The organism is Aquabacterium sp. J223, assembly GCF_024666615.1.
Classification (GTDB): Bacteria; Pseudomonadota; Gammaproteobacteria; order Burkholderiales; family Burkholderiaceae_C; genus J223.
This window is the reverse complement of the sequence record NZ_CP088297.1, coordinates 4,376,239-4,402,216: the sequence shown is the minus strand read 5'-3', so window position 1 is coordinate 4,402,216 and position 25,978 is coordinate 4,376,239. Positions and strand designations below refer to the sequence as shown.

General features: G+C 71.3%; 26 protein-coding genes and 2 pseudogenes. 14 read left to right on the top strand and 14 right to left on the bottom strand.

What is annotated here, in order from left to right; translation table 11 throughout:
* Positions 1-4 precede the first annotated feature (4 nt).
* Together puuE and LRS07_RS20645 are read right to left on the bottom strand one after the other, a co-directional pair.
* On the bottom strand, positions 5-979 hold the full coding sequence (gene puuE, locus LRS07_RS20650) for an allantoinase PuuE (protein ID WP_260499791.1): 975 nt from the start codon (positions 977-979) through the stop codon (positions 5-7).
* An 11-nt stretch (positions 980-990) separates the two neighbouring features.
* A pseudogene (locus LRS07_RS20645) lies at positions 991-1,780 on the bottom strand (GntR family transcriptional regulator).
* Positions 1,781-1,850: 70 nt separating this feature from the next.
* Here LRS07_RS20645 and LRS07_RS20640 point away from each other — a divergent pair.
* Positions 1,851-3,071 carry a urate hydroxylase PuuD gene (locus LRS07_RS20640; protein ID WP_260499790.1) on the top strand — a complete coding sequence of 407 codons (1,221 nt, stop codon included), beginning with the start codon at positions 1,851-1,853 and terminating at the stop codon, positions 3,069-3,071.
* Positions 3,072-3,086: 15 nt separating this feature from the next.
* On the opposite strand, the gene LRS07_RS20635 is transcribed toward LRS07_RS20640, so the two are convergent.
* Positions 3,087-4,112 carry an integron integrase gene (locus LRS07_RS20635; RefSeq protein ID WP_260499789.1) on the bottom strand — a complete coding sequence of 342 codons (1,026 nt, stop codon included), beginning with the start codon at positions 4,110-4,112 and terminating at the stop codon, positions 3,087-3,089.
* A gap of 253 nt (positions 4,113-4,365) precedes the next feature.
* Between LRS07_RS20635 and LRS07_RS20630 the strand changes: the two genes are divergently transcribed.
* From LRS07_RS20630 to LRS07_RS20600, 7 genes are all read left to right on the top strand, one after another.
* Positions 4,366-4,653 carry a hypothetical protein gene (locus LRS07_RS20630; protein ID WP_260499788.1) on the top strand — a complete coding sequence of 96 codons (288 nt, stop codon included), beginning with the start codon at positions 4,366-4,368 and terminating at the stop codon, positions 4,651-4,653.
* An 88-nt stretch (positions 4,654-4,741) separates the two neighbouring features.
* On the top strand, positions 4,742-5,137 hold the full coding sequence (locus LRS07_RS20625) for a DUF7674 family protein (protein WP_260499787.1): 396 nt from the start codon (positions 4,742-4,744) through the stop codon (positions 5,135-5,137).
* A gap of 70 nt (positions 5,138-5,207) precedes the next feature.
* Positions 5,208-5,600, top strand: coding sequence for an SMI1/KNR4 family protein (locus tag LRS07_RS20620; protein WP_260499786.1), 393 nt, complete (start codon positions 5,208-5,210; stop codon positions 5,598-5,600).
* A gap of 83 nt (positions 5,601-5,683) precedes the next feature.
* Positions 5,684-6,529: a hypothetical protein gene (locus LRS07_RS20615; protein WP_260499785.1), complete on the top strand. Its 846-nt coding sequence runs from the start codon at positions 5,684-5,686 to the stop codon at positions 6,527-6,529.
* A gap of 312 nt (positions 6,530-6,841) precedes the next feature.
* On the top strand, positions 6,842-7,123 hold the full coding sequence (locus LRS07_RS20610) for a hypothetical protein (protein WP_260499784.1): 282 nt from the start codon (positions 6,842-6,844) through the stop codon (positions 7,121-7,123).
* Positions 7,124-7,238: 115 nt separating this feature from the next.
* Positions 7,239-7,613, top strand: coding sequence for a nuclear transport factor 2 family protein (locus tag LRS07_RS20605; protein ID WP_260499783.1), 375 nt, complete (start codon positions 7,239-7,241; stop codon positions 7,611-7,613).
* 132 nt (positions 7,614-7,745) lie between these two features.
* On the top strand, positions 7,746-8,168 hold the full coding sequence (locus LRS07_RS20600; RefSeq protein WP_260499782.1) for a VOC family protein: 423 nt from the start codon (positions 7,746-7,748) through the stop codon (positions 8,166-8,168).
* Between the two features lie 16 nt (positions 8,169-8,184).
* Here the strand turns inward: LRS07_RS20600 and LRS07_RS20595 are convergent, their stop codons facing one another.
* Positions 8,185-8,448 carry a DUF2061 domain-containing protein gene (locus LRS07_RS20595; protein WP_260499781.1) on the bottom strand — a complete coding sequence of 88 codons (264 nt, stop codon included), beginning with the start codon at positions 8,446-8,448 and terminating at the stop codon, positions 8,185-8,187.
* Positions 8,449-8,684: 236 nt separating this feature from the next.
* On the opposite strand from LRS07_RS20595, the gene LRS07_RS20590 reads away from it, so the two are divergent.
* Positions 8,685-9,053, top strand: a complete 369-nt coding sequence (locus tag LRS07_RS20590; RefSeq protein ID WP_260499780.1) for a hypothetical protein — start codon at positions 8,685-8,687, stop codon at positions 9,051-9,053.
* Between the two features lie 4 nt (positions 9,054-9,057).
* Positions 9,058-9,456 (top strand): DUF488 domain-containing protein, encoded by a 399-nt coding sequence (locus tag LRS07_RS20585; protein ID WP_260499779.1) that lies wholly within the window; start codon positions 9,058-9,060, stop codon positions 9,454-9,456.
* A gap of 48 nt (positions 9,457-9,504) precedes the next feature.
* Here LRS07_RS20585 and LRS07_RS20580 read toward each other — a convergent pair whose 3' ends face one another.
* Positions 9,505-9,783, bottom strand: coding sequence for a TFIIB-type zinc ribbon-containing protein (locus LRS07_RS20580; protein WP_260499778.1), 279 nt, complete (start codon positions 9,781-9,783; stop codon positions 9,505-9,507).
* A 110-nt stretch (positions 9,784-9,893) separates the two neighbouring features.
* Between LRS07_RS20580 and LRS07_RS20575 the strand changes: the two genes are divergently transcribed.
* Positions 9,894-10,172 (top strand): hypothetical protein, encoded by a 279-nt coding sequence (locus tag LRS07_RS20575; protein ID WP_260499777.1) that lies wholly within the window; start codon positions 9,894-9,896, stop codon positions 10,170-10,172.
* Between the two features lie 31 nt (positions 10,173-10,203).
* Here the strand turns inward: LRS07_RS20575 and LRS07_RS20570 are convergent, their stop codons facing one another.
* Complete coding sequence (locus LRS07_RS20570; protein ID WP_260499776.1) at positions 10,204-10,599, bottom strand: VOC family protein; 396 nt, start codon at positions 10,597-10,599, stop codon at positions 10,204-10,206.
* A gap of 118 nt (positions 10,600-10,717) precedes the next feature.
* Positions 10,718-10,936: a hypothetical protein gene (locus tag LRS07_RS20565; protein WP_260499775.1), complete on the bottom strand. Its 219-nt coding sequence runs from the start codon at positions 10,934-10,936 to the stop codon at positions 10,718-10,720.
* A gap of 303 nt (positions 10,937-11,239) precedes the next feature.
* Between LRS07_RS20565 and LRS07_RS20560 the strand changes: the two genes are divergently transcribed.
* From LRS07_RS20560 to LRS07_RS20550, 3 genes and pseudogenes are all read left to right on the top strand, one after another.
* The gene (locus tag LRS07_RS20560) at positions 11,240-14,746 is read left to right on the top strand and encodes a patatin-like phospholipase family protein (protein ID WP_260499774.1); all 3,507 of its coding nucleotides are present in this window, start codon (positions 11,240-11,242) and stop codon (positions 14,744-14,746) included.
* Between the two features lie 181 nt (positions 14,747-14,927).
* Positions 14,928-15,794: pseudogene (locus tag LRS07_RS20555) on the top strand (cation:proton antiporter domain-containing protein); the annotation flags it as partial.
* Between the two features lie 396 nt (positions 15,795-16,190).
* A complete protein-coding gene (locus LRS07_RS20550) occupies positions 16,191-18,872 on the top strand; it encodes a ligase-associated DNA damage response DEXH box helicase (protein ID WP_260502187.1) in 2,682 nt (893 codons plus the stop codon).
* Between the two features lie 6 nt (positions 18,873-18,878).
* Here the strand turns inward: LRS07_RS20550 and LRS07_RS20545 are convergent, their stop codons facing one another.
* The 7 genes from LRS07_RS20545 to LRS07_RS20515 form a co-directional block, all read right to left on the bottom strand.
* Entirely contained in the window at positions 18,879-19,598 is a 720-nt protein-coding gene (locus LRS07_RS20545; RefSeq protein WP_260499773.1) for a hypothetical protein, read from the bottom strand.
* Between the two features lie 117 nt (positions 19,599-19,715).
* Positions 19,716-20,636: an arginase gene (gene rocF, locus LRS07_RS20540; RefSeq protein WP_260499772.1), complete on the bottom strand. Its 921-nt coding sequence runs from the start codon at positions 20,634-20,636 to the stop codon at positions 19,716-19,718.
* 40 nt (positions 20,637-20,676) lie between these two features.
* Positions 20,677-21,558: an LOG family protein gene (locus LRS07_RS20535; protein ID WP_260499771.1), complete on the bottom strand. Its 882-nt coding sequence runs from the start codon at positions 21,556-21,558 to the stop codon at positions 20,677-20,679.
* Positions 21,559-21,622: 64 nt separating this feature from the next.
* Positions 21,623-22,690 (bottom strand): adenosine deaminase, encoded by a 1,068-nt coding sequence (locus LRS07_RS20530; protein ID WP_260499770.1) that lies wholly within the window; start codon positions 22,688-22,690, stop codon positions 21,623-21,625.
* On the bottom strand, positions 22,691-23,674 hold the full coding sequence (locus LRS07_RS20525; protein ID WP_260499769.1) for a Rieske 2Fe-2S domain-containing protein: 984 nt from the start codon (positions 23,672-23,674) through the stop codon (positions 22,691-22,693).
* Between the two features lie 115 nt (positions 23,675-23,789).
* Complete coding sequence (locus tag LRS07_RS20520; protein ID WP_260499768.1) at positions 23,790-24,950, bottom strand: BMP family ABC transporter substrate-binding protein; 1,161 nt, start codon at positions 24,948-24,950, stop codon at positions 23,790-23,792.
* Between the two features lie 74 nt (positions 24,951-25,024).
* Entirely contained in the window at positions 25,025-25,945 is a 921-nt protein-coding gene (locus LRS07_RS20515; protein ID WP_260499767.1) for an ABC transporter permease, read from the bottom strand.
* Positions 25,946-25,978 lie beyond the last annotated feature (33 nt).

Genomic DNA, 25,978 nt, shown 5'->3' with positions numbered 1-25,978 from the left:
GCCCTCACTCCCACACGAACGCGGTGGCCGGATCGAACGGATGCACCTGCTGCCAGTGCCGCGCGATGTCGATGCGGCGGCAGACCCACACCCGGTCGTGCGCCTGCACGTGGTCGAGGAAGCGCTGCAGCGCGCGCATGCGCGCCGGCCGCCCGACCAGCCGGCAGTGCAGGCCCACGCTCAGCATCTTCGGCCGGTTCTCGCCGGCGGGGTCGCCCTCGGCGTACAGCACGTCGAAGGCGTCGCGCAGGTGGTCGAAGAAGTCCTCGCCGGTGCCGAAGCCCTGCGCGCTGGCGAAGCGCATGTCGTTGGTGTCCAGCGTGTAGGGCACCACCAGCTGCGGCGCGAGCATGCCGTCGGTCTTGCGCACCTGCAGCCAGAAGGGCAGGTCGTCGCCGTAGTGGTCGCTGTCGTAGAGGAAGCCGCCGTGGTCGGCCACCAGGCGCCGCGTGTTGGGGCTGTCGCGGCCGGTGTACCAGCCCTGCGGGCGCTGGCCGCACAGCCGCTCGATGGCCTCGACGCAGCGCGCCAGGTGCTCGCGCTCGGTGGCCTCGTCGGCGTTCTGGTAGTGAATCCAGCGCCAGCCGTGGGCGGCCACCTCGTGGCCGAGGTCGGTGAAGGCGGCGGCCAGGCCGGGGTGGCGTTCCAGCGCCATGCCGATGCCGAAGATGGTGAGCGGCATGCGGCGTGCGGTGAACTCGCGCAGCAGCCGCCACACCCCGGCGCGCGAGCCGTATTCGTAGATCGACTCCATGCTCAGGTGCCGGGCCGGGTAGCTGGCCGGGTTGAACATCTCCGACAGGAACTGCTCGCTGCCGGCGTCGCCGTGCAGCACCGAGTTCTCGCCGCCCTCTTCGTAGTTGAGGACGAACTGCACGGCGATGCGCGCGCGCCCCGGCCACATCGCGTGCGGCGGGTTGGGGCCGTAGCCGATGAGGTCGCGCGGGTAGCGCGCAGGGGTGATGGGGGCGATGTCCATGGTGCGAAGAATCAGCCGGCGTGGCCGCCAAGCGCCGACGCCAGGTCGCGCACCCGCGGGTTCAGCCGCAGGTTGCGCTCGACGTTGCCGAGGTGGTCGGCGATGAGCCGGACGGCGGCCTTGCCGTCGCGCCGCGCCAGCGCGTCGACGATGAGGGCGTGCTCGTCCTGCGACGCCTCGGCCGAGTGCGAGGACTGGTACATCAGCGCGATCAGCGAGCTGCGCGACAGCAGGTCGGCCAGCAGGTCGGCCAGCACCTCGTTGCCCAGCATGCGCGCCAGCAGCACGTGGAAGTCGGCCAGCAGCCGGGTGCGGCCCGGCACGTCGGTGCGGGCCAGCGCCTCGCGCTCGTCCGCCAGGTGCTGGTGCAGGCGCTGCACCTGCTCGTCGGTGATCTGCCGCGCCAGCCGCTGCAGCATGGCGGTTTCGAGGAGCTGGCGCACCTCGAACACCTGGCGCGCCTCTTCCACCCCCCGGCTGGGCGACGAAGGCGCCGCGCGCCGGCAGCAGGGTGACCAGGCGGTCGCGGCTGAGCTGGTTCAGCGCCTGGCGCACCAGCGTGCGCGAGACCTTGAAGATGTCGGCGATCTGCTGCTCGGCCAGCTTGGTGCCGGGCATCAGCCGGCGTTCGACGATGGCGGTGGTGATCGAGTCGACGATGCGGCGGGTGGCGTTGCCGTCGACCACCGGGTCCGCGTCGGCGGCCACCGCGCGCGCCGCGGGCGGCTTGGCCCGGGGCTTGCGTGCGGCGCCGCCCGTGCCGCGTGCGGTGCCTCGTGTGGTGGTCGGGACGGGGTTCATGACGCGCGGACTGTATGCGAAAGTGTATACACTTCGCTGCGCCTGCCAAGCCCATCTTTCCTTCGCCACCATGGACGCCTACCTGCTCGACTGGGCCAACCTGCTGCTGCGCTGGCTGCACGTGGTTGCCGCCATCGCCTGGATCGGCTCGTCGTTCTACTTCGTCTTCCTCGACAACCACCTGCACCCGCCGGAGGGCGAGGACCTGAAGGCCAAGGGCGTGGACGGCGAACTGTGGGCGGTGCACGGCGGCGGCTTCTACAACCCGCAGAAGTACAACGTCGGCCCCAAGCAGATGCCGAAGGGCACGCTGCACTGGTTCTACTGGGAGGGGCACGTCGCCTGGCTGTCGGGCTTCGCGCTGTTCTCGCTGCTGTACCTGTGGAACGCGTCGAGCTTCCTGGTCGATGCGCGGGTGTTCGCCTGGTCGTCGCCGGCGCTGGCCGCCGCGGCCGCCATCGCCTTCCTGGTCGTCGGCTTCGTGGTGTACGACGTCATCTGCCGCGTCTTCGGCCGCAACGCCGACGGCAGCGTGGGCGGCGGCAACGCCGACCTGCGGGTGGCGGCGCTGGTCTTCGTCTACGTGGTGGCCGCGGCCTGGCTGGCCTGCCAGCTGTTCGCCGGCCGCGCCGCCTTCCTCATCGTCGGCGCCATGCTGGCCACGACGATGAGCGCGAACGTGGCGATGTGGATCATCCCCGGCCAGCGCAAGGTGGTGGCGGACCTGACGGCCGGCCGCCGGCCGGACCCCATCCACGGCCAGCGCGGCAAGCAGCGCAGCGTGCACAACACCTACTTCACGCTGCCGGTGCTGGTGGCCATGCTGTCCAACCACTACGGGCAGTTCACCAACCACCCGCACAACTGGCTGCTGCTGGTGGGCCTGATGCTGCTGGGGGCGCTGGTGCGGGCCTACTTCGTGCGCCGGCACAAGAAGGGCCACAGCACGCCGCTGATGGCGGCGTCGCTGGCGCTGCTGGCCCTCATCGTCTGGGCCGCCCGCCCGGCGCCCACCCCGCCCGCGCCGCCGGTGGCCGCCGACGCCTCGCCGCCCACGCTGGCCCAGGTGCAGGCGGTGGTGAACCAGCGCTGCGTGATGTGCCACAACGCCGACATGGCGCAGAAGAACGTGCGCCTGCACACGCCGGACCTGCTCGTCGAGCACGCCCAGGCCATGGTCCAGCAGGTGGTGGTGACCCGCGCCATGCCGCTGAACAACGCGACGCAGATCACCGAGGAGGAGCGGGCGTTGATCGGGCGGTGGGTGAAGGCGGGGGCGCCGGCGAAGTAAGGCGGGCGCGGCGGATCAGGTCACAGCGTCCAGCGGGCTGCGCACGCCCAGCCCATGCCGCATCAGCACATGGGTGTAGACCATGGTGGTGCGCACGTCGGCATGACCCAGCAGTTCCTGCACCGTGCGAATGTCGTGGCCAGCCTGCAGCAGGTGGGTGGCGAAGGAATGGCGCAGCACGTGCGGCGACACCGGCTTGGCGATGCCGTTGGCCCGGGCTGCCGAGGCCACGGCTTTCTGCACCGTGGCCTCGTGCAGGTGGTGGCGGCGCTCGACACCGCTGCACGGATCGACGGACAGCGACGCGCTGGGAAACACGAACTGCCAGCCCCAGCTCCGTCCGGCCGCGGGGTACTTGCGGTCCAGCGCATCCGGCAACTGGACGTCGCCCCGGCCAGCGGCGAGGTCCCGTTCGTGCAGCGCCTTCACCCGGGCCAGGTGGTCCTGCAAGGGCAGCAGCACCGCCTCCGGCAGCACCGTCACCCGGTCCTTGCCGCCCTTGCCCTCGCGCACGGTCATCGCGCGGCCGGCGAAGTCCAGGTCCTTCACCCGCAGGCGCAGGCCCTCCAGCAACCGCAGCCCGCCGCCATAGAGCAGCGAGGCAACCAGCCAGGGCGTGCCGCTCATGCCCTGCAACAGTTGCCGCACCTCGGCCACCGAAAGCACCACCGGCAGCCGGCGCGAGGTCTTGGCGCCCACCACCTCGTCCAGCCAGGGCAACTGCACCCCAAGCACCTCCTTGTAGAGGAACAGCAGCGCCGAGCGCGCCTGGTTCTGGGTGGCAGCGGCGACCTCGCCGTCCACCGCCAGGTGGGTCAGGAACGTCTGCACCTCTGGCGCGCCCATGTTTGCCGGATGGCGCTTGCCATGGAACAGCACAAAGCGGCGGCACCACTGCACGTACGCTTCTTCGGTGCGCAGGGAGTAGTGGCGCAGCCGAATGACGTGGCGCAGTTGGTCGAGCAGGCGGGGAGGCGGGCGACCCTGCGCCGGAGCGCTTGCTGAACCGGCACCCGCTCGTCCGACAGGTGCAGGGGCCATCGGGTTCGACGGCGATGCGTGCGGTGGACGGAAAGAAGAGCGCATGCCGGAAAATTTAGTCGGCCTATCGCACTGCGTCGGCGCCTAGAACAAGGGACTCTCCGGTCAGTCGTTCGAGGGATGCCGCCACGGGAGAGAGTCCGGCGACACTCGCTTTAGGCCGAACGGTTCCGTCTATCGTGTTCGGTCCATTTAACGTTAGGGCTCACAGAAGAGGTCGGCGATAGATGAAGCTCAACACTCGGAGGGAGGCATGAGCATTCAATCTGCTATTCAGAACTTGAACCTGTTGTCCTTCCAGTACGAAGGGTTCAGCCGGACGGTGGAGCCTCACACGTACGGAATCGATGGCAAGGGTCACTATGCGCTGCGCGCATACCAAGTGGCGGGAGGCAGTCGATCGGGTGAGTACGTTGGCTGGAAGATCTTCCACGTCGGTGAGATGTTTGGCTTGTCAGCGCTTCCGACCAAGTTTTCAGGCCCGAGGCAGGGCTACAAGCGAGGGGACAAGGCTTTCCAAACCATCCTCGCTCAGCTATGAGCCCTAACCCTGCCATCGAGCGGACGGCTTCCAGCGTGCTTCGCACGCTTCCAGCCGCCGCTCATGTTGAACGTTAGCCATCTCACTCATGATCCAGCAGGCCGAAGTCATGCCGCTCCTTCTCGAAGCCTGTCCCGGCTTCGCAGAGGCGTGGGTTGAGCATGTGCGGGAGAACGGGAACGATCTCTTGTATGTGGCAGCAGGAAGCTTCGCGCGCTATCTGCTCTCGCTGCATCAGTCGGGCCAGTTGTCCGAGCTTTCAGCCGCAGGCGCGGCAATCGAGCAGCTTCATGTCAGTGGCTCGCAATGGGTCAAGGAGTTCGCGACAATTGGCCTTCTCGAGGGAATTCAGAATGTCTGGTCCCACAGCAACACAGATCCTGAGTGCTTTCGCCAGTTCCTCGGTCCCGAGAGTCAACGTTGGTGGGCAGGCCTCAACAAGTTCTGGTCCGGTCAGGCGCCACATGCTCAGGTCGATGGCTAACCCCTCAGTCAAGGGGGCAAAGTGCGGCAAGCCGCACTTTGCCCCTTACCTCGAACGTTAGGCCGCTGCAATGCCATTCGACCTCGCAGAGTTGTTCGTCCTCGCCGCGGAGGCGGCACTTGGCGCTAGGTTGCCATCGGCGTATCGCAGGGCGATGCTGCGCTCCAATGGGGGCGAAGTGCTGGTCAATGGCGAGGACTGGCAGCAGTACCCCATTGCGGACACATCGGATCGCAAGCGTCTTTCTCGCACCGCGAATCACATCCAGAAGGAAACGCTCGTCTGCCAAGGCTGGCCCGGGTTCCCGCCGAATGCTGTCGCAATAGCGGGCAACGGCTCGGGCGACCAGCTTGTCTTCGTAAGGCATGGCTCCGAGTTCGAAGCCGCGGTACATCTCTGGTCGCACGAGACTGGCTCACTCGTGAAGGTTGCGAATGACTTCGCCGAACTCGCAGCGGCCTAACCCTTCGTTGCACCCGAATCGCTACAGCGGGCTTCGCCCGCTTCCGCGATCGGGTGAACTCAAACGTTAGGCAGCACCGGCGCATGGCAGAGCGCGCGCTCAAGACTTGGTTCGACTACCGCCGCGAGGTACGCGAGTTCGATGCGGTGCTTGAGTACGCACGAGCCGTCTCTACTTCGCTGGTCGGAAAGCAGATCGACTCACCAAGAGTCAGTTATGCCGAGCAGATATTCATCAAGCTGCTGGCCCACTGCATCGTACTACGAAGACTATCGCCGGACCCTGCGAAGAAGGCGCGAAGCGAACTCTGGGATGTGCCGTCATCAAGCGCCGTAGCCCGCTGCGCAATCGAGGCACACGACGCGTTCGCGTATGTTGTCGGGCGCAACGCCAGTGACGCTGAGAGGTCCTTTCGGCTGATGTTGTGGGAGGCACATGACAAGACGCGTCGCATCAAGATGCTCGACGCCATAGGCTCGACCGCCTCGGAACTCGCGGCGATGAGGGCTACGGCGGACGAGATGCTCCAGAAGTTGCAAGCGCATCCGCTGTATCAAGCACTGCGCCGTGACCTTCAAAGGCAAATCGTCAAGGGTGATCCACCAGCATCACACCTCAGCCAAAGGGAGCTCTGTGCAGAGTGCGGTGTGGACTTTGAGTACTACACGGCCGTCACTATGCAGCTCTCGCAGTACGTACACACCTTCCCGTTCTCCGTGCGCCAGCTCTTCATGTTTCGTGCCGGCACACTCGAGTCACTCCGAATGATGTCGCTCCCGCTTCAGTTCGTGCTCCCATTCTTGACACGGGTGACAGAAGGGATGAGGGAGCTCTTCCCGGGTGAGACACCGTCACCGCCAAGCAGAACTGCACGGTCGATGACGGTCTGGCGATCCATCTCTGCTCATGGGACCAAAAGTGCTGCCTAACTTGTCGTTCAACCGGACCCGCTACGGCAGCCGTCTTAAGGCCGCTCCAGGCCAAGCCTCTCATCGTCCTTCCGCGGCCTTACGCCGTCTGCCTAGCGGGCCGGTTAACTCTACGTTAGGCATCAGATGTTCGGTCGCAGCGAATTCGAGCAACATCCAGACGAGCAACTCGACAGGTGGCAGTTCGGGCGCTCCTACAAAGGCCTTCACTACACGGTTTATCCGCAGTAGGCGTTCAGTCCGCCAGACTCCGAGCAGTTCATTAGAATTACACGTGCACCTAAAGACGCTAGCGACAACGGCTTGCGATTCTTGATCAATTCTGAACTCATCGATGACTGGGGCGGCCGTCAGGACAAACTGAGACCTTACCTCTCCGCGTCCCTGTTCCGCCTCATGACTGAAGAGGAGTTCAATCGCTTGGTGGAGGCACAGGCTCGAGACCTTGTAGCCTCACTCAAACCGCCGATACACAAGACCGGGCGCTACGTTGCTGGCCTCGCGATGCACACGATGGAGACGGAGTTTCTCGTGTCTCTAGTTGCGGAGTACGAAGATGAGTTCATCCACTTCTATTGGGAAACCTCGGCATGAACTCTCAGCTTGGCTCGCGCGCTGATGCTAACCCTTCCACCGAGAGGACGTTGACCGGCAAACTGGGCGCCGCCTCTCATGGCGAACGTTCGAGCCGCATCAGCCAGTTCCATAAATGAGAACACGACTCGCCGAGATTCAAGCCCTGGAGGTGGAGCTACATCACCCCGGTGTTCGTTGCAGCGTCGCCCGCCTGCAGCAGCTTCTGCACAAAGACTTCCACGAAGTTGGCCGCTCGGGTCGTGCCTACGATCGAGAAACGATCATTCGATTCCTGGGTGAGCAGAAGGCTCCTCCATCAGTGGCATCGGATGAATTTTCGCTTGCTCAGTTGGCACCCGATGTCGTGCTGCTGACCTACCGCTCGGCACACCAGAAGCCAGATGGAACTCTAGAGAACCACACGCTTCGTTCTTCCGTTTGGGTACGAGTGGCAGAGTCGTGGCAGCTTCGGTATCACCAGGGCACACCTGCCGCCTTTCCTTGGTAGCAGGCCTGGTGAGCAGATGCGTCCCAACGCCTCCGTCGTGCGCAGGGCTTTCAACCGGGTTCGTCGTCAGCACGCCACGGCTTGTGCCCATGGGTGGACGCCGCGGCCGTCACCCACCGCATTCCTTCCGCCATGGACCCCAGCATCACCCTCATCACACTCGGCGTGGACGACCTCGAACGGTCGGTGGCCTTCTACCGGGACGGCCTGGGCTTCGAGACGAAGGGCATCGTCGGCACCGAGTTCGAGAACGGCGCGGTGGCGTTCTTCAACCTGGCGTCCGGGCTGAAGCTGGCGCTCTGGCCCCGAAAGAGCCTCGCCGCCGACAGCGGCGTTGCGCTCCAGCCTGCCAGCGCCACCGAGTTCTCGCTGGCCCACAACGTCGGTTCCCGGGCAGAGGTGGACGCCGTGCTGCTGCAGGCCTCGCGGGCCGGGGCCAAGCTGGTCAAGCCCGCCCAGCCGACGTTCTATGGCGGCTACGCCGGCTACTTCCAGGACCTCGATGGGCACCTGTGGGAAGTGGCGTTCAACCCCGACCTCGCGTCGCTCGGGTAGCGGGTCGGCCCGCCCTTCAAGCCCAGCCCCGTGCGCCGGCGGCGGCCGCGTCGGCGGTGGGCCCGATCGAGGCGTCACGCCGCCCCACCGACGACCACGCGCGCTCGTGGAAGAAGTACACCACCGCCTGCACCGTCGGCTCCAGGAAGCTCAGGGTGAGGGCCGCGGCCAGGTTGCCGGTGACCGCGTAGGCCACCATCGCGGCCACGGTGATGTGGGTGACGTAGTAGGAGCCCGTCTTCTTGACGGTGAACTGGTTGGCTTTGATCCAGCGACTCATGGTGGGCACCGCTCGGACATGGACAGGCCTGCACTTTGGTCCCGTCCGCCGGTCGTGTGAAGCCGGCGGCGTCAATGGTGGCGATAGCCCACGCGGACCGCCGCCGACCCGCCACCCTCTGCCGCGGCGCCTTGCGATGGGTCGGACCGGCCTTGTAGAGTCCGTCCGATCGAGCCACCCTGCCTGAAGATGCGCCTGTACATCGTCCGCCGCATGGATGCGGCCGTGGACGCGCCGTGAGCCAGGTGCCCGCGGTGTGGCCCTACGTCGCCAAGGTGCTGGTGACGGCGGTGGTCGTCGTCGCCGTGTCCGAGGTCGGCCGGCGGCACGCGTTCTGGGCGGCGGTGCTGGCGTCGCTGCCGCTGACCTCGCTGCTGGCCTTCGTCTGGCTGCACCTGGGCGGCGGCGAGGCCGAGCAGCTGGCCCGCCTGTCGACGGGCATCTTCTGGCTGGTGCTGCCGTCGCTGGTGCTGTTCCTGCTGCTGCCGGTGCTGCTGCGGGCGGGCGTCGGGTTCTGGCTCAGCCTCGGGCTGTCGTCCGCCGCCACCGTCGCCGCCTACGCGGCAATGGCCGCCGTGCTGACCAGGGCAGGCGTGCGCCTGTAGCGCGATGCTCCGGGTCGTCCGCTTGGGAACACCGCGCGCCGAGGGCGAAGGGCTGCGCCTCGGCACGGTCCGTCGTCCGCCGCGTGGGGTGCCGAAGGCCCAGTTCGCCAGCGGCAACTGGTACGACGTGTGGTTCCCCACCCTGGCGCCGACCGCTGAGTCGGTGAAGCTGGCCTTGCAGGCGGAGACACCTGCGCAGTGGTCCGCGTTCGTCCGCCGCTACCGCGCCGAGATGGCCTCGCCCGAAGCGGCGCATGCCATCCGCCTGCTGGCCGCGCTCTCGCACCAGACCAACGTCTCGGTCGGCTGCTACTGCCAGCAGGAATCGAGGTGCCATCGGTCGGTGCTGCGGGATCTGCTGGTGGCGGCCGGCGCCCAGGTCGAGCCCTCGGGCAGCGAGTAGCGTCGCCGTCCGGGGCCTTCCGTGCGTCCGGCCTCGACCCTGCGCGCCTCAGTCGAAGATGTCGCTGAGCCAGGACTTCTTGCGGTAGCCGCCATGGCGGTGCTTGCCGAAGTCCGAGTCCTCGAAGGCGGGCCGGGCCCGCGGGTCGACGCCGCGGGCCATCGAAGGCGACACCGGGGCCGGCTGGTGGCGGGCGCCCAGTTCCACCAGCTTGTCCAGTTCCCCGCGGTCCAGCCACACGCCGCGGCAGGTGGGGCAGTAGTCGATCTCCACGCCCTGGCGGTCGCTCATCAGCAGGGTGGACTCCGGGCACACGGGACACTTCATGGTCAGGCCTCCATCGGGTCGGGCGCGCGGCACCGTGCCGCGCGTCGCTGTCCGGTCTGAAGGCCCGGGCCCGGTAGAGTTCCCGCCCACCCCTTCCACGCCCCGGCCTCATGACCCTCACCCCATCGCCCCTGACCGCCGCGCTCGCCGGCGCCTTCTCCGCGCTGGTCATGCCCGTGCTGTGGCCGCGGCTGGTGGACGACAGCCTGTGGCTGGTGCTGGGGTTCCTGCTGGTGGTCGCCTTCCCGGCCCATGCCTTCGTGCTCGGGCTCGGGCAAGCGCCGTCGGCCCGCCCGGGCACGCTGGACAAAGCCCTGCTCAAGCGGGTGGGCGCCTGGGGGCTGGCGGCGGCGCTGGTGCTGCTGGTGACCTGGGGCCTGCGCGCCTAGCCTCGGCCGCCCGCGGCGGCGGCGCGGCGCTTCAGTGGCCGGTCTCGCCGGTCAGGTCCTGGTGCAGGCAGAGGTAGTTGCCCTCGGGGTCCTTGAACCAGGCCGCCTTCTCGGCGCCCAGCACGCAGACGTGGTCCACCGTCTTCAGGCCGGGGAAGTCGTAGTCCTCGAAGGCGACGCCGCTGCGCTTCAGCTGGGTGATGGCGGCGTCGATGTCGTCGACCCGGAAGCTGATCGCCGTGTGGTCGGCCTTGGTGCCTTCCGGCTTGGGGAACAGGGCCAGGGTGCTGCCGCCGACGGTGTAGACGAACTTGCCGTCGGGCTTGAGCCCGCCGGGCTTGAGGCCGAGGCAGCGCTCGTAGAAGGCACGGGCGCGGGCCATGTCCTTGACGGGCAGCATGGTGGTGACGGAGGCATCGGACAACATGGGAGGTCCTTTCGCTCGATCCGGCCCGATCACGGTCGCCGGGTCCCCGACGAGCGTCTGGCCGGCGTCGAGCTTATGCCGGCCGTCGCAGCGGCGCCAGCCGGCGCGACGGCCGTGCTCAGCGGGCCGCCCGCCGAGGGGTGCGGGCCGCCCGCCGCGCCGGCTTGGCCTCGGCCCGCGCGTCGCGCCGCCACCAGTGCACCAGCCCGGCGGCGCTGAACAGCAGCGCCGCGCTCATCAGGGCGATGGACGAGCGGCCGCTCAGCCACAGGCACCAGGCGCCCAGCACCGCGTACAGCGCGGGCAGGCGTTCGTACAACCACTGCGGCAACCACATGCGTCCACCCCTGTCTTCGTTGTTGGGTCGTTGTCGACCGTTGATGAAGGCGAGGATCGCGGCGGGGGCCGCGGGCGTGTACCCCGCGATGCCGGGTGGGAGGCGCCGCCGGCGCCATGTTCGTGACGGAATGGGCAGGATCGTCCCCGCGCCATCCCAAGCCTGGTGGTGTGGCGCGCCGCACCATCCCCCATTGAGGCCACCGGGCCACGGTGCAACACTGCGCCCCGCCTGGTGGTTGCAGGGCCCGTCTGCCGCCGTGGGCACCAGAACGCACACGGCCCGAAGGCAGCAGGAGACGACATGGCCCCACCCGTGCCCGCCCGCGACGACCCCTTCCCGGGGGCGCCGCACGAAGGCGACGACCGGCCCGCCGAGCCCGCCGACCCGCTCGACACCCTGTGCGAGCAGCGGCGCCAGGCGCTGCCGCCCGAGGTGCGGGCCACGCTGACGCCCGAGCCCTGGGGCCTGGCGCTGTCGGGCGGCGGCATCCGCAGCGCCACCTTCTGCTTCGGCCTGGTCCGCGCGCTGGCGGCCAACCGGGTGTTCCACCGCTTCGACATCCTGTCCACCGTCTCCGGCGGCGGCTACATCGGCTCCACGCTGGGCAAGCTCTACCACGAGGCGGCCGACGGCTTCGGCGACGACGCGGCCTCCATCGAACGCGGGCTGGCCCAAGCCGACACCCGCTGGTTCGCCTGGTGGCTGCGCGCCAACGGCCGCTACCTGATCCCGCGCGGCGCGCAGGACGGCGTCTTCGCGGCGGCGGCCTTCGCGCGCAACCTGCTGGCCATCCACATCGAGCTGGCGCTGATCTGGGGCCTCGTCGGCGCGCTGCTGGTGATGCTCAACCTCGGCGTCTGGGGCTGGGCCGACGGCCTGGCCACCGCGCGGCCGGGCACGTTCGGCCTGGGCTGGGTGGAGCCGTCGCTGCTGGCGCTGATGTCGCCCTGGCCCACGCCCTGGCTGCTGCTGCCGCTGGCCGCGCTGGCCGGCGGCGTGTTCTGCTGCGCCTACTGGGCCCTGCCGGCGCAGGGCGCGCGGCTGGACGGGCAGCGCTGGCTGTCGCTGGCCTTCTGGCTGCTGGGCGCGCTGGCCATCGTGCTCGGCTGGGACTGGCTGCGCGGCACCCTGCGCGCGCGCCCGCCGCTGCTGGCCTTCGCGCTGCTGCTGCTGGCCTGCTGGATCGCCGGCACGCTGCTGGCCTTCGCGCTGGCGCAGGACGGCAGCGCCGACCGCCAGCGCAACCGCCTGACGCGCTGGCTGGCCAACGTGCTGCACGCGGTGGGCGTGCTGGTGGTGCTGGGCGCGGTGGACGCGCTGGCCTGGCGGCTGGCGGTGGCCGACCAGGAGCAGGCGGTCACCGGCGGCGCCATCGCGCTGGCGGCGGTGCTGCTGCGCGCGCTGCTGCCGCGCGTGGCCGACCTGCGCGGCCTGTCGCCGTGGACGCGCCAGGGCATCGGCTGGCTGGTGCACCTGGCCGGGCTGCTGGTGCTGCTGGCCATCGGCGTGTTCTGGGTCAGCCTGGTCCACCGCGGCGCCACCTTCGCGCTGTTCGACCGCCCGCCCAGCCCGCAGATCGGCCTGGCCTGGCAGTGGTGGCTGCTGCTCACCGGGCCGGCGCTGGCCATGGTCGTGCTGTCGTGGCGCAACGCCGACTTCCTCAACCGCTCGTCGCTGCACAACTTCTACCGCGCGCGGCTGATCCGCAGCTACCTCGGCGCGGCCAACGCCCGGCGCTTCGGCGACGGCACGGTGTCGCCGCTGGCCGCGGTCAACGGCGCGCGCATGGGCGGCGTGCAGGCGGTCAACAACGTGCACCCGCAGGACGACGTGCCGATGGCGGGCTACGCGCCGCAGGCCCGCGGCGGCCCGGTGCACGTGCTCAACGTCTGCGTCAACCAGACCCGCGACCCGCGCGGCGGGCTGTTCAACCAGGACCGCAAGGGCCTCCTGATGAGCATGGCGCCGGGTGGCCGCATCCGCGTCGGCAACGGCGGCTGGCGGGTGGTGCCGGCCGAGGCGGCGCTGAGCCTGGGCTCCTGGATGGCGATCAGCGGCGCGGCGGTGGCGCCCGGGCTGGGCGGCGCCACGCGGTCGGGCATCGCGGCGCTGAGCATGATCGCCGGCATCCGCCTGGGCTGGTGGTGGGACAGCCGGCCGCTGCGCCGGCCGGCGGAGGGCCGGTCGCCGCCGCCGCTGCGCAAGTACGGCCAGTTCGTCAGCGAGCTGCTGGCCCGCTTCGAGGGCTGCCAGCGCAGCCACTGGTACCTCAGCGACGGCGGCCACTTCGAGAACACCGCCGCCTACGCGCTGCTGCGAGAGGGCTGCCGCCTGATCGTCGTGGCCGACTGCGGGGCCGACCCGCGCTACGCCTTCGGCGACCTGGAGAACCTGGTGCGCAAGGCGCGCATCGACCTGCAGGCCGAGATCCGCTTCCTGCGCCCGCGCGACAACCCGGCCGGCACGCCGTGGGCGGCCTTCGGCTCGCTCAACGACCTCGCCTCGCCGGAAAGCCAGGCCTGCCTGGCGCTGGCCCGGGTGGACTACCGGCGCACCGGGCAGGTCGGCCACCTGGTCATCGTCAAGCCCAACATGTGCGAGGGCGCGCCGGTCGACCTGGTCAACTTCAAGGCCGACAACCCGCTGTTCCCGCAGGAGCCGACCACCGACCAGTTCTTCGGCGAGGCGCAGTGGGAGAGCTACTTCCAGCTCGGCGACTCGCTGGGCCGCTCGCTCACCCCGCCGCTGCTGTCCGACCTGGAGCAGATCGCCGCCGCCGCCTTCGTCACCGACGAGGGCTGCACCGTCGGCGCGGTCGAGGGCAAGGCCGCGACCGCCAGGCCGGTCAAGCGGCTGCCCTCGCGCATCGCCGCCACCGGCGCGGTCACCGCCTCGGTCAGCGCCGGCGCGGTGCTGACGCTGGCGCTCACCGCCTGGCAGGCGGTGGAGGGCGACCGCCGCCAGCGCGAGGCCGACCAGCGGCTGGACCGCGGCGCGCTGAAGGAGCTGGCCGACCTGTACGGCCAGCTGGCGCCGCCGGCCGCCCCCTCGGGTCGCCGGCCAGCACCGACACCCGGCTCGGCGCCATGGCGACGACGCTGCTGCGGGTGGCCGACGCGCAGTGCCAGGGCGGCAAGGTGCGCGACTTCCAGGAATCAGGCCTGCTGCGCGAGATCGTGGCCAGCACCCGCGCCGCCTGCGTGGCCTCGCCCACCCCGCACCCCGCCTGCCGGCTGCTGCTGGACGCCGACTTCGACGCCGACCGGGCCGGGCCCTGCCTGCAGCCGGTGGCCCGCGCCGCCTGCGAGCCGATGTACTGGATCCGCGACTACAGCGCCAGCGGCCCCGCGCGGCGCAACTGCCTGCCGGAGGGCGGGCCGGCCTCGCTGGCCGCGGCGCCGGCTCCCGGCGCGGTGGCCGCGGCGCCGGTGGTGGCGGCAGGGGCCGGGCCGAGCCCCTCGGGTGCCGCACCCGCGGCGGCCGCGGGCGGCGGTGCCGCGACGCCGGCCCGGCCGGTGTGCGCCGGCCGCACCGTCTACCTCCAGGTCTACGGCCCGGCGCGCAAGCCGCTGGCCGCCGCCGAGCGCGAGCCCTGGCAGGCGCTCGGCGCCACCGTGCCGGCGATCGAGGACGTCTGGGTCAGCGCCGACCGGCGCGGCCGCACCCGGCCACGGCCGGTGGAGGTGCCGACGCTGGTGGTGCACGGCGCGACGGCCGAGTCGCTGCCGGCCGACGCCTGCGTGCAGGCCATGGTCGGGCAGGCCCGGCTGCGCGGCTGGGTGGCCCGGCCGCTGGCCCCGTCGCTGAACCCCACGCCGGGGGTGATCGAGGCCTGGCTGCCGCCCTCGGTCCGCGGCGGCTGACGACCGGTCGGCCGCCGGGGCACCGGGATTGCCCTGGCGGCGCTGCGGTGCCCGCCGCGCTGACGAGTTCTTTCCCCGCCGTGCTGATCCCCTGGCTGCTGCTGGTCGGCGCCGTCCTCATCGTGATGGCGTTCTCCGGCCGGCTGGTGCAGCGGCTGCCCCTGTCCCCCGCCATCGTCTACCTCGGCGTCGGCGCGCTCATCGGGCCCTGGGGGCTGGACCTGGTGCGGCTGGACCCGCTCGCCGAGGCGGCGACGCTGGAGATCCTCAGCGAGGTGACGGTGCTGATCGCGCTCTTCGCGGTGGGCCTGCGGCTGCGGCTGCCGCAGCGCAAGGGCGCCTGGGCGCTGCCCATGCGGCTGGCCGGCGGCGGCATGGTGCTCACGGTGGTGGCGGTCGCGGGGCTCGGCTGGGCGCTGCTGGACCTGCCGTGGGCGCTGGCGCTGCTGCTGGGCGCCATCCTGGCGCCCACCGATCCGGTGCTGGCCTCGGACGTGCAGGTGCACGAGCCGGGCGACCGCGACGCGGTGCGCCTGTCCATCACCGCCGAAGGCGGGCTCAACGACGGCACGGCCTTTCCGGCGGTGATGCTCGGCTTGGGGCTGCTCGGCGCGCACGAACTCGGCGCCTGGGGCTGGCGCTGGTGGACGGTCGACCTGGTGTGGGCGGTGGCCGCCGGCCTGGGGCTGGGCCGGCTCTTCGGCCTTGCCCTGGCGCGGGCGGTGCAGGCGCTGCGCCGCCACGGCGGCCGGCTGGAGAGCGAGGAGTTCCTGGTCATCGGCGCCATCGCGCTGGCCTACGGCCTGGCGCTGGCGGTGCATGCCTACGGCTTCCTGGCGGTGTTCGCCGCCGGCGCCAGCCTGTCGCACGCCGAGCGCCGCCGCGGCCAGGGCGTCGACGCGTCGCAGGACGCCGCCCATTCGGACCGGCTGATCAACTTCTCGGCCCAGCTGGAACGGTTGGCGGAGGTGGCGATGGTGCTGATCATCGGCGCGCTGCTCAGCAGCGTGCGCTGGAGCGGCTGGACGCTGGCCTTCGCGCTGGCGGTGCTGGGGGGTGGCGCGGCCGCTGTCGGTGCTGCTGGTCACCCCGCGCGGACGGGTGAGCGGGCTGCAGCGCCGGCTCATCGCCTGGTTCGGCGTGCGCGGCGTGGGCTCGGTGTACTACCTGGCCTTCGCCGTCACCCATGGGCTGGCGCCGCAGGCCGCACGGCCGCTGGTGGACGCGGTGCTGGCCACCATCGCGCTGTCCATCGTGCTGCACGGCATCTCGGCGACGCCGCTGATGCGCGCCTACCGGCGGCGGCGCCCGCCGCGTCCGGACGAGGCCCCCAGGTCGGCGCCGGACAAGGAGGGGTTGTAGGCCCGGCGCCCGACAATCCGGCCGCCATGCGCCCGGTGCCACCGCTCCACCCGCCGTCCGTGGCGGAGCGCTGGTTCGGTTCCCGCGGCTGGCAGCCCTTCGGCTTCCAGCGCGAGGTGTGGACGGCGATGGCCGCGGGCCGCAGCGGCCTGCTGCACGCCACCACCGGCGCGGGCAAGACCTACGCGGTGTGGTTCGGCGCGCTGGCCAGGGCCGAGGCGCTGGGCCGCGCGGTCGAGGGCGGCCGCACCGCGGCGCCGATCGGCGTGCTGTGGCTGACGCCGATGCGGGCGCTGGCCGCGGACACCACCCGCGCGCTGCAGGCGCCGCTGGCCGACCTGGGATCGTCGTGGACGGTGGGCCTGCGCACCGGCGACACGCCGTCGGCCGAGCGCGCGCGGCAGGACCGTCGCCTGCCGACCGCGCTGGTGACCACGCCCGAGTCGGCCAGCCTGCTGCTCGGCCGCGAGGGCGCCCTGGCGCCGCTGGCCGGCGTGCACACCGTGGTGGTCGACGAATGGCACGAGCTGGTGGGCAGCAAGCGCGGCGTGCAGGTGCAGCTGGTGCTGGCGCGGCTGAAGCGGCTCAACCCGGCGCTGGTGGTGTGGGGCCTGTCGGCCACGCTGGGCAACCTGGACGAGGCGATGCACACGCTGGCCGGCGATGCGGCGCCGGGCGGGCCGACCACGCTGGTGCGCGGCCGCATCGACAAGGCGCTGACCATCGACACCCTGCTGCCCGACCAGCCCGGCCGGTTCACCTGGGGCGGCCACCTGGGGGCGCAGATGCAGGCGCCGGTGGTGGCCGAGCTCGACGGCTCGGCCACCACGCTGGTCTTCACCAACGTGCGCTCGCAGGCCGAGATCTGGTACCAGCTGCTGCTGGAGGCCCGGCCCGACTGGGCCGGGCAGATCGCGCTGCACCACGGCTCGCTGGACGGCGAGGTGCGGGCCTGGGTCGAGCAGGGCCTGAAGGCCGGGCGGCTGAAGGCGGTGGTGGCCACCTCGTCGCTGGACCTGGGCGTGGACTTCCTGCCGGTGGAGCGGGTGCTGCAGATCGGCTCGCCCAAGGGCGTGGCGCGGCTGCTGCAGCGGGCCGGCCGTTCCGGCCATGCGCCGGGCCGGCCGAGCCGCATCACCCTGGTGCCCACCCACACGCTGGAGCTGGTGGAGGCCGCCGCCGCCCGCCGCGCGGCCGAGCTGGGCCGCATCGAGCGCCGGGCCTCGCCGGCCAAGCCGCTGGACGTGCTGGTGCAGCACCTGGTGACGCTGGGCCTGGGCACCGGCGTGCCGGCCGACCCGCGGCCCGGCGGCGGCGGCTGCGGCTGGACCAGCGACGCGGTGTTTGACGAGGTGCGGCTGGCGCCGGCCTACGCCGCGCTCACGCGCGAGGAGTTCGACTGGGCGCTGGACTTCGTGGTGCAGGGCGGGGCCTCGCTGGGCGCCTACCCCGAGTACCACCGCCTGACGCTGTGCCCACCCGACGAAGCCGCGCCGGCCGACGCGCTGTCGCCGCTGCGCGCGCGGCCCGGCCAGCCGGTGCTGCGCGTCACCGACCGCGGCATCGCGCAGCGGCACCGGCTGGGCATCGGCACCATCGTGTCGGACGCGACGATGCCGGTGAAGTGGCTGAGCGGCGGCACGCTGGGCAGCATCGAGGAGGGCTTCATCGCGCGGCTGTCGGCCGGCGACTGCTTCGTCTTCGCCGGCCGGGTGCTGGAGTACGTGCGCACCCGCGAGCTCACCGCCTACGTGCGCAAGCCCGCCCGGGCGACCACCGGCATCGTGTCGGTGTGGAACGGCAGCAAGATGCCGCTGTCCAGCGAGCTGGCCGACACCGTGCTGGAGCTGCTGGCCGAGGCCGACGCCGGCCGCTTCGACTCGCCCGAGCTGCAGGCCGCCCGCCCCATCCTGGAGACGCAGAGGCGGCTGTCGCGCCTGCCGGCCCCCGGCCGGCTGCTGATCGAGCGCTGGCGCTCGCGCGAGGGCCACCACCTCTTCGTCTACCCCTTCGCCGGCCGGCATGCGCACCTGGGCCTGGGCCACCTGCTGGCCTGGCGGCTGTCGCGCGGGCAGGGCAACACCTTCTCGATCAGCATCAACGACCACGGCTTCGAACTGCTCAGCGCGCTGCCGGTGGACGATGCGCAGCTGGCCAGCGGCGCGCTGTTCGAGGACGGCGAGCGGGGGCTGGCCCACGACGTGCTGGAAAGCCTCAACGCGTCGGCGCTGGCGCTCAAGCGCTTCCGCGAGATCGCCCGCGTGGCCGGCCTGCTGCACCCTGGCTACCCCGGCGCGCCGCGCAGCGTGCGGCAGCTGCAGGCGTCGTCGTCGCTGTTCTACGAGGTGTTCCGCAAGCACGACGCCGGCAACCTGCTGCTGACGCAGGCCGACCGCGAGGTGCTGAGCCAGGAGCTGGAGCTGGACCGCCTGGCCGCCAGCCTGCAGCGGCTGCGGCGGTGGCAGCGGGTGGTGGTGGACCTGCCGGCGCCCAGCCCCTTCGCGCTGCCGCTGATGGTCGAGCGCTTCCGCGAGCAGTTCAGCACCGAGAAGCTGGCCGACCGGCTGCAGCGGCTGCTGGACGCCGCCGGCAAGGCCCTGGGCGAGCCGGCCGAGCAGGCCGCCGCCGGCCCGGTGCAGGCCGACGCGCCGCCGCTGCCGCCACGGCCGCGACCGCCCGACGGCCGGCGGCGGCGCGCGCGGCGCTGAGCGGGGTCAGAAGTTGCGGGCCTCGAAGGTGGCGGTGCCGTTGGCCGGGCCGCGCGCCAGGCGGGCGCGGCCGAGCAGGTTGCCGGCCGCGTCGATCTCGATGCAGGTCGACACCACCTCGCCGGCGCCCGACGGCGGGTTGTTCAGGCAGAAGAGCACGATGGCGGTCTGGCTGTCCTGCACCAGCTGCCACTGGATGTTCACCGTCGGGCCGGGGGCGGTGGCCGGATTGCAGTCGGGCCGCAGGCTCAGCGAGTACACCGTGGCCGGCGCGCCGTTGACCTGCGCAGCGGTCGGCAGGGCCACCTCGGTCGCGGCCCCCGGGTTGCTGCCGCATTCGCCGCTGACCTGGTTGCCGATCACCTTCACGCTGTTGCCGCTCAGCTCGTAGTAGATGGTGCCGTCGGCCGGCGGCAGCTTCAGGCCGGCCAGGATGGTGTTGCTGACCGACCGTGCGTAGGTTGTGCCGTTGAGCGGGAAGGCCGCCGCGGCCGCCGGCGCGATGGACACGGTGTACGTCGCGGTGGCGTTGCTGCGGTCCGGCAGGTTCCAGGTGCCGCCGGTGCTCAGCACGTTGCGGAACGCCGCCTGCACGTTGTAGGTGCCGGCGGCCGGTGCCGCCGGTGCCGCGCCCCCGCCGCCCCCGCCGCCGCCGCAGGCGGTCAACGTGGCAGCCAAGGCCAGCAGCGCCGGCACGGCGAGCCGTGTTCCAGTGGTCCGATTCATGAACGCTCCCTGAGGTGGTGTCGAATGCCGAGGGGCGTCGGCAACCACCATGCCCGTAACGCGATGTCACGTCTGCGGGCGGGCGGGCGGTCGGGGCGGGACCCGCGCGCGGGTCCCTCAAGGGCGCTGCCGCACCAGCGTGCTGCGGCCGAACAGGCTGGCCACCATCTCCACCGCCGCCTCGGCGGTGGCGTTGCGCACGTCGCGGGCGGGGTTGAGCTCCATCACGTCCAGCGAGCCCAGGCGGCCGGTGTCGGCGATCATCTCCATGCACAGCTGCGCCTCGCGCCAGGTCGGGCCGCCGCGCACGGTGGTGCCGACGCCGGGGGCGACGTCGGGGTCGAGGAAGTCGACGTCGAAGCTGACGTGCAGGTGGGTGCGCTCGTCCAGGGTGGCCAGCGCCAGTTCCATGGTGTGGCGCATGCCGTGCTCGTCGATGAAGCGCATGTCCCAGGCCTCGATGCCGCGGTCGTGCAGGAAGCGCTTCTCGGCGGCGTCCACCGAGCGCAGGCCGACCTGGCGCACGGACCGGGGCCTCAGCGCCGGCACCTCGCCGCTCATGCGCACCAGCGCCTCGGGGCCTTCGCCCAGCAGGCAGGCCACCGGCATGCCGTGCAGGTTGCCGCTGGGCGTGATGAGCGGGGTGTTGAAGTCGGCGTGCGCGTCCAGCCACAGCACCCGCAGCTTGCGGCCCTGCGCGCGGCAGTGGCGGGCCACCGCGCTGATGGAGCCGACGGCCAGGCAGTGGTCGCCGCCCATCAGCAGCGGCAGCCGCCCCGCCTGCAGCTCGGCCCACACCCCGTCGTGCACCGCCTGGTTCCAGGCGACGACCTCCTGCAGGTGGCGCAGGCCGTCCACCGCCGTGGTGAAGGGGTTGCGCGGGCCGTCGAGGTTGCCGGCGTCGTGGACGGTCAGACCCTGTTCGACCAGCACCTCGGCAAGGCCGGCGACGCGCAGCGCCTCCGGGCCCATGCTGGCGCCCCGGATGCCGGCGCCCACGTCGGTGGGCGCGCCAACGAGGCCGACGACAGTCGTCATGGCCCCGGCGGCCTTTCCACCGGCCGAGGAGGGTGCCGGTTCATGCACCCTTCTCGAAGCCGTATTCCTCGTCGAGCACCTGCCAGGCCTCCTCGGCCGTCTCGACGAAGCGGAACAGGTTGACGTCGCCGGGGCTGATCATGCCGGTCTCGACCAGCAGGTCGAAGTTGATCAGCCGGCTCCAGAAGTCGCGGCCGAACAGCAGCACCGGGCGCTTGCGCGACTTGCCGGTCTGCATCAGCGTCAGCGCCTCGAACAGCTCGTCCAGCGTGCCGAAGCCGCCGGGGAAGCACACCAGCGCGACCGAGCGCATGAGGAAGTGCATCTTGCGCAGGCCGAAGTAGTGGAACTGGAAGCACAGCTCCGGCGTGATGTACGGGTTGGGCGCCTGCTCGTGCGGCAGCACGATGTTCAGGCCGATGCTGCGCCCGCCGACCTCGTCGGCGCCGCGGTTGCCCGCTTCCATGATGCCGGGCCCGCCGCCGGTGACCACGTACACCGGCTTGTCCAGCTGCGCCGAGCGCCGCGTCACCAGCCCGGCGAAGCGCCGCGCCTCGTCGTAGTAGTGCGACATCGACAGCGCCGCCTCGGCCCGCCTGACCAGCAGCTCGGTGCCGTCCTTGCGGGCCGCCTCCAGCGCCGCCCGCGCATCGTCGGGTGCCGGGATGCGGGCGCTGCCGAACATGACGATGGTGGCCTCGATGCCCAGCTCCTGCATCAGCAGCTCGGGCTTGAGCAGCTCCAGCTGCATGCGGATGGGCCGCAGCTCCTCGCGCAGCAGGAAGTCCTGGTCGGTGAAGGCGAGCTGGTAGGCGCTGCCGGGCCCGTCGTAGCGCGACGGCGGCTGCGCCACCACCGCCTCCTGCTGGGCGGTGGGGAAATTGCGTTGCTTGAGGCCGTCGGCCTTGGCGTCCAGGGTCATGCCGTCGTTCTTGCTTGAAGGGTCGCCAAGGGTACAGCGGCGGGCCGACCGCGCCCGGCCCAGGTCAGGCCCGGGCGGCCGCCTCGCGGAAGACCGCGTCCAGCTCGGCGATCCAGACCGCCTTGTCGGCGTCGCCGGCGAAGCTGGCCTCGAAGCTGTTGCGCGCGAGCAGGTAGGCGTCGCGGGCGGTGAGCGCGGGCAGGGCGGCGAAGGTCTCGGTGTAGTTGGCGTTGACGTAGCCGCCGAAGTAGGCCGGGTCGTCCGAGTTGATGGTCACCTTCAGCCCGGCGTCGAGCAGCGCCTTGAGGTTGTGCTTGTCCAGCGCGTCGAACACGCACAGCTTGACGTTGGACAGCGGGCAGACGGTCAGCGGCACCTGCTCGCGCGCCAGCCGCTGCACCAGCGCCGGGTCGTCGACGCAGCGCACGCCGTGGTCGATGCGTTCGACCTTCAACACGTCCAGCGCGGTCTCGATGTAGGCCGGCGGGCCTTCCTCGCCGGCATGGGCGACGAGGTGCAGCCCGAGTTCGCGGCAGCGGGCGTAGACGCGGGCGAACTTCTCCGGCGGGTTGCCGCGCTCGCTGCTGTCCAGGCCGACGCCGATGAAGTGCTGGCGGAAGGGCAGGGCGGCCTCCAGCGTGGCGAAGGCGCTGGCCTCGTCGAGGTGGCGCAGGAAGCACAGGATGAGCGAGGCGCTGACGCCCAGCTCCTGCTTCGCCCGCGCCACCGCGCCGGACAGGCCCTCGATGACGGTGGACACCGGCACGCCGCGCTCGGTGTGGGTCTGCGGGTCGAAGAACAGCTCGGCGTGGCGCACGTTGTCGGCCGCGGCGCGCTCGAAGTAGGCCATGGCCATGGCCTCGAAGTCGGCCGCCTGCAGCAGCACCGACGCGCCGGCGTAGTAGATGTCGAGGAAGCTCTGCAGGTCGGTGAAGGCGTAGGCGCGGCGCAGCGCCTCCACGTCGGCGTAGGGCAGCGCGACGCCGTGTTGCTGGGCCAGCGCGAAGATCAGCTCCGGCTCCAGCGAACCTTCGATGTGCAGGTGCAGCTCGGCCTTGGGCATGCGCCGCAGCAGCGCGGGCAGCGCGGCGCGGGGGATGGCGTCGAAGGCGATGTCGGGCAGCGTCGTCATTCAACACACTCCGCAGGTGATGCCGGCCTGCTGCAGGTAGCGGCGGTAGGCGACCGAGAGGCGGTCGGCGGGGCCGTGGGCCTCGCCACCGGACACCGGCAGGCGGCGCGGCCGTTGCGATTCGAGGATCTCCTTGTCCTGCAGGAAGATGGTGGTCTCGAAGTCGATGAGCGCCTGATCCGACACGTCCGCATCGCTGGTCCACATGGTGAACCAGACGCGGCAGCGCTCGTCGCCTTGAGGGCTGGCCCACAGCGCATAGGCTTCGGTGTGGGAACCGGCGCCCTGCGCGGTCTTGACCAGCAGCGCGGCGTACGGCGACAGCACCTCGTAGCGGTAGTCGATCCAGCGGCCCTCGGTGGACGTGCTGCTGGCCTTTGGCTGCCAGGCCAGGTAGTGCGGCACCGACGGCCGGCCGTCGGCCGCGCGCTCGACCTCGTAGGCCGGCACCTCGGTGTGCGCCAGGTCGCCCAGCCAGCCGTCGTGCACGTAGCCGAAGTGGGCGGTGTCGAGGAAGTTCTCCACCGCCCGCGGCGCGGAGGTGGCGACGTCGAACGGGCCGCAGACCACCGCCCGGGCGGGCAGGCCGGCGGGCGCGGGCGGCGCCTCGTCGCCCTCGTCGCCCAGGCGCACCCAGACCAGGCCGTGGGCCTCGCGGGTCGCGAAGGTGCGCACCGCCTGGCCGGCGGCCGGCGTGCGGCCCGGCGCGGCGGGGATGTGCACGCAGGCGCCGCCGGCGGCGAAGCGCCAGCCGTGGTAGGCGCAGGCCAGCACGGTCGGCTCGCCGGTGCCGCGGCGCAGCCGGCCCAGGGACAGCCGCGCGCCCCGGTGGGGGCAGCGGTCGGGAAAGGCCTGCACGGTGCCGGCATCGTCACGCCACAGCACCAGGTCGTCGCCCAGCAGGGTCACGGTCAGCGGCCGGTCGCCGGCGGCCCGCAGGTCGTCCGGGCGGGCCACCGGATGCCAGAGCCGGTGTTCGTTCATCTCTCGGGTCCTTGCATGCGGACGGGGTCCTGCAGCGGCAGCAAGAAAGACGCCGCCCGGCGGCGAGGCACGGGCGGCGTGGTGGTGCGCAGGGCGGGCGGGGTGCCCGCCGCCGTCACTTCGCGGCGGGGATCTTGCCTTCCACGCCCTTGACGTAGAAGTCGATCTTGTCGCGCCAGTCCTGGTCGCCGGTGGCGTCCTTGGCCAGGCGCTCCTTGCCGGTGTTGTCGACCACCGGGCCCTTGAACACCTCGAAGGTGCCGGCCTTCATCTGCGCCTTGATCTCGTCGACCTTCTTGCGGATGTCCTCGGGCACCGCGTCCGACACCTTGATCAGGTCGTTCTGGCCTTCCTTGACGCCCCAGACGGTGCGCTCGGTCTTCCAGGTGCCGTCCATCACCTCCTTGATGGTCTTCTTGTAGTAGCCGCCCCAGTTGGCGACCGCCGAGCCGAGGTGCGCCTTGGTGGCGAAGGCGCTCATGTCCGAGTCCCAGCCGAAGGCGTACTTGCCGTTCTTCTCGGCGGTCTGCAGCACCGCGGTGGAGTCGGTGTTCTGCAGCAGCACGTCGGCGCCGCCGTTGATCAGGCTCTGCGCGGCCTCGGTCTCCTTGGGCGGGTCGAACCAGGTGCTGACCCAGACCACCTTGGTCTTGATCTTCGGGTTCACCGCCTGCGCACCGAGGGTGAAGGCGTTGATGTTGCGCAGCACCTCGGGGATGGGGAAGGAGCCGACGAAGCCGAGCGTGTTGGTCTTGGTCATCGACCCGGCGATCATGCCGGCGAGGTAGGTGTCCTCGAAGAACTTGGCATCGTAGATGCGCATGTTCGGCGCGGTCTTGTAGCCGGTGGCGTGCTCGAACTTGACGTCGGGGAATTCGCTCGCCACCTTGAGCATCGGCTCCATGTAGCCGAAGGAGGTGGCGAAGATCACCTTGTTGCCCTGCGCCGCCAGGTCGCGGATGACGCGCTCGGCGTCGGCGCCCTCGGGCACCTTCTCGACGATGGTGGTCTTCACCTTGTCGCCGAACTCGGCCTCGACTTCCTTGCGGCCCAGGTCGTGGGCGTAGGACCAGCCGGCGTCGCCGACCGGGCCGACGTAGATCCAGGCCGCCTTCAGCGGCTCGGCGGCGGCGGGCGCCGAGGCCGGCGCGGCGGCGGTGGGCGCGGCCGCGGGCGGCTCTTCCTTCTTGCCGCAGCCGACCAGGGCGGCTGCCGCGGCCAGCGAGGACCAGCCGGCGAGCTTGAACAGCGAGCGCTTGGACACGGGGTGGTTCATCGGGTCTCCAGGGTGACGGGGGGAACGGGAATTATCGAGGTGACGAAAAGCAAGAGCCGCGCCGCGGGGCCGCGTCAGCCACCGGGGAAGAACGGCTTGCCCAGCGACGCCGGCATGTTGATGCGGATCCAGGTCGGGTTGCGCGAGATCAGCACCAGCACCACGATGGTGGCCAGGTAGGGCAGCATGGACAGCACCTGGCTGGGAATCTCCACGCCCTCCCCCTGCAGGTGGAACTGCAGCATGGTGACGCCACCGAACAGGTACGCGCCCAGCAGCACCCGCGCCGGCCGCCAGGTGGCGAAGGTGGTCAGCGCCAGCGCGATCCAGCCCTTGCCGGCGGTCATGCCCTCCACCCACAGCGGGGTGTAGACCACCGAGATGTAGGCGCCGGCCAGGCCGCACAGGCCGCCGCCGGCCATCACCGCGGCCAGCCGCAGCCGGCGCACCGGGTAGCCCAGCGCATGCGCCGACTCGGGCGACTCGCCCACCGCGCGCAGCACCAGCCCGGCGCGCGAGCGGTAGAGGAACCAGGCCAGCGCCAGCGTCAGCGCCACCGCCAGGTACACCATCGGGTGCTGGCGGAACAGCGCCGGCCCGACCAGCGGGATGTCGGCCAGGCCGGGGATGGCAAAGCTCGGCCTCGGGCCCAGCTTCTCCTGCGTGTAGCGGATGCCGACGAAGGCCGAGAAGCCGGCGCCGAACAGGCTCAGCGCCAGGCCGCTCGCGTACTGGTTGGTGTTGAGCCAGATCACCAGCACGCCGAAGGCCGCCGCCATCAGCGCCCCCGCGCCGATGCCGGCGGCGAAGGCGAGCACGTCGCTGCCGGTGTGCACCGCGGTGGCGAAGCCGGCGATGGCGGCCACCAGCATCATCCCCTCGGCACCGAGGTTGACGATGCCGGCGCGCTCGTTGACCAGCAGGCCGAGGCCGGCCAGCGCGAGCACCGTGCCGGCGTTCAGCGTGGCGGCGAGGAGGAGGGCCAGGGACTCCATCAGGCCTCCCGCCGGGCCGCCCCGAGGGAGGCC

Bases quoted from the DNA above. Each gene is read 5' to 3' on its own strand.
- LRS07_RS20630 (WP_260499788.1), top strand. From the start codon at position 4,366: ATGAGCATTCAATCTGCTATTCAGAACTTGAACCTGTTGTCCTTCCAG.
- LRS07_RS20520 (WP_260499768.1), bottom strand. From the start codon at position 24,950: ATGAACCACCCCGTGTCCAAGCGCTCGCTGTTCAAGCTCGCCGGCTGG.
- LRS07_RS20600 (WP_260499782.1), top strand. From the start codon at position 7,746: ATGGACCCCAGCATCACCCTCATCACACTCGGCGTGGACGACCTCGAA.
- LRS07_RS20625 (WP_260499787.1), top strand. From the start codon at position 4,742: ATGATCCAGCAGGCCGAAGTCATGCCGCTCCTTCTCGAAGCCTGTCCC.
- LRS07_RS20640 (WP_260499790.1), top strand. From the start codon at position 1,851: ATGGACGCCTACCTGCTCGACTGGGCCAACCTGCTGCTGCGCTGGCTG.
- LRS07_RS20535 (WP_260499771.1), bottom strand. From the start codon at position 21,558: ATGACCCTGGACGCCAAGGCCGACGGCCTCAAGCAACGCAATTTCCCC.
- LRS07_RS20545 (WP_260499773.1), bottom strand. From the start codon at position 19,598: ATGAATCGGACCACTGGAACACGGCTCGCCGTGCCGGCGCTGCTGGCC.
- LRS07_RS20615 (WP_260499785.1), top strand. From the start codon at position 5,684: ATGGCAGAGCGCGCGCTCAAGACTTGGTTCGACTACCGCCGCGAGGTA.
- LRS07_RS20585 (WP_260499779.1), top strand. From the start codon at position 9,058: ATGCTCCGGGTCGTCCGCTTGGGAACACCGCGCGCCGAGGGCGAAGGG.
- puuE (WP_260499791.1), bottom strand. From the start codon at position 979: ATGGACATCGCCCCCATCACCCCTGCGCGCTACCCGCGCGACCTCATC.
- LRS07_RS20635 (WP_260499789.1), bottom strand. From the start codon at position 4,112: ATGGCCCCTGCACCTGTCGGACGAGCGGGTGCCGGTTCAGCAAGCGCT.
- LRS07_RS20580 (WP_260499778.1), bottom strand. From the start codon at position 9,783: ATGAAGTGTCCCGTGTGCCCGGAGTCCACCCTGCTGATGAGCGACCGC.
- LRS07_RS20515 (WP_260499767.1), bottom strand. From the start codon at position 25,945: ATGGAGTCCCTGGCCCTCCTCCTCGCCGCCACGCTGAACGCCGGCACG.
- LRS07_RS20595 (WP_260499781.1), bottom strand. From the start codon at position 8,448: ATGAGTCGCTGGATCAAAGCCAACCAGTTCACCGTCAAGAAGACGGGC.
- LRS07_RS20605 (WP_260499783.1), top strand. From the start codon at position 7,239: ATGAGAACACGACTCGCCGAGATTCAAGCCCTGGAGGTGGAGCTACAT.
- LRS07_RS20570 (WP_260499776.1), bottom strand. From the start codon at position 10,599: ATGTTGTCCGATGCCTCCGTCACCACCATGCTGCCCGTCAAGGACATG.
- LRS07_RS20525 (WP_260499769.1), bottom strand. From the start codon at position 23,674: ATGAACGAACACCGGCTCTGGCATCCGGTGGCCCGCCCGGACGACCTG.
- LRS07_RS20530 (WP_260499770.1), bottom strand. From the start codon at position 22,690: ATGACGACGCTGCCCGACATCGCCTTCGACGCCATCCCCCGCGCCGCG.
- LRS07_RS20620 (WP_260499786.1), top strand. From the start codon at position 5,208: ATGCCATTCGACCTCGCAGAGTTGTTCGTCCTCGCCGCGGAGGCGGCA.
- LRS07_RS20575 (WP_260499777.1), top strand. From the start codon at position 9,894: ATGACCCTCACCCCATCGCCCCTGACCGCCGCGCTCGCCGGCGCCTTC.
- LRS07_RS20560 (WP_260499774.1), top strand. From the start codon at position 11,240: ATGGCCCCACCCGTGCCCGCCCGCGACGACCCCTTCCCGGGGGCGCCG.
- LRS07_RS20550 (WP_260502187.1), top strand. From the start codon at position 16,191: ATGCGCCCGGTGCCACCGCTCCACCCGCCGTCCGTGGCGGAGCGCTGG.
- rocF (WP_260499772.1), bottom strand. From the start codon at position 20,636: ATGACGACTGTCGTCGGCCTCGTTGGCGCGCCCACCGACGTGGGCGCC.
- LRS07_RS20565 (WP_260499775.1), bottom strand. From the start codon at position 10,936: ATGTGGTTGCCGCAGTGGTTGTACGAACGCCTGCCCGCGCTGTACGCG.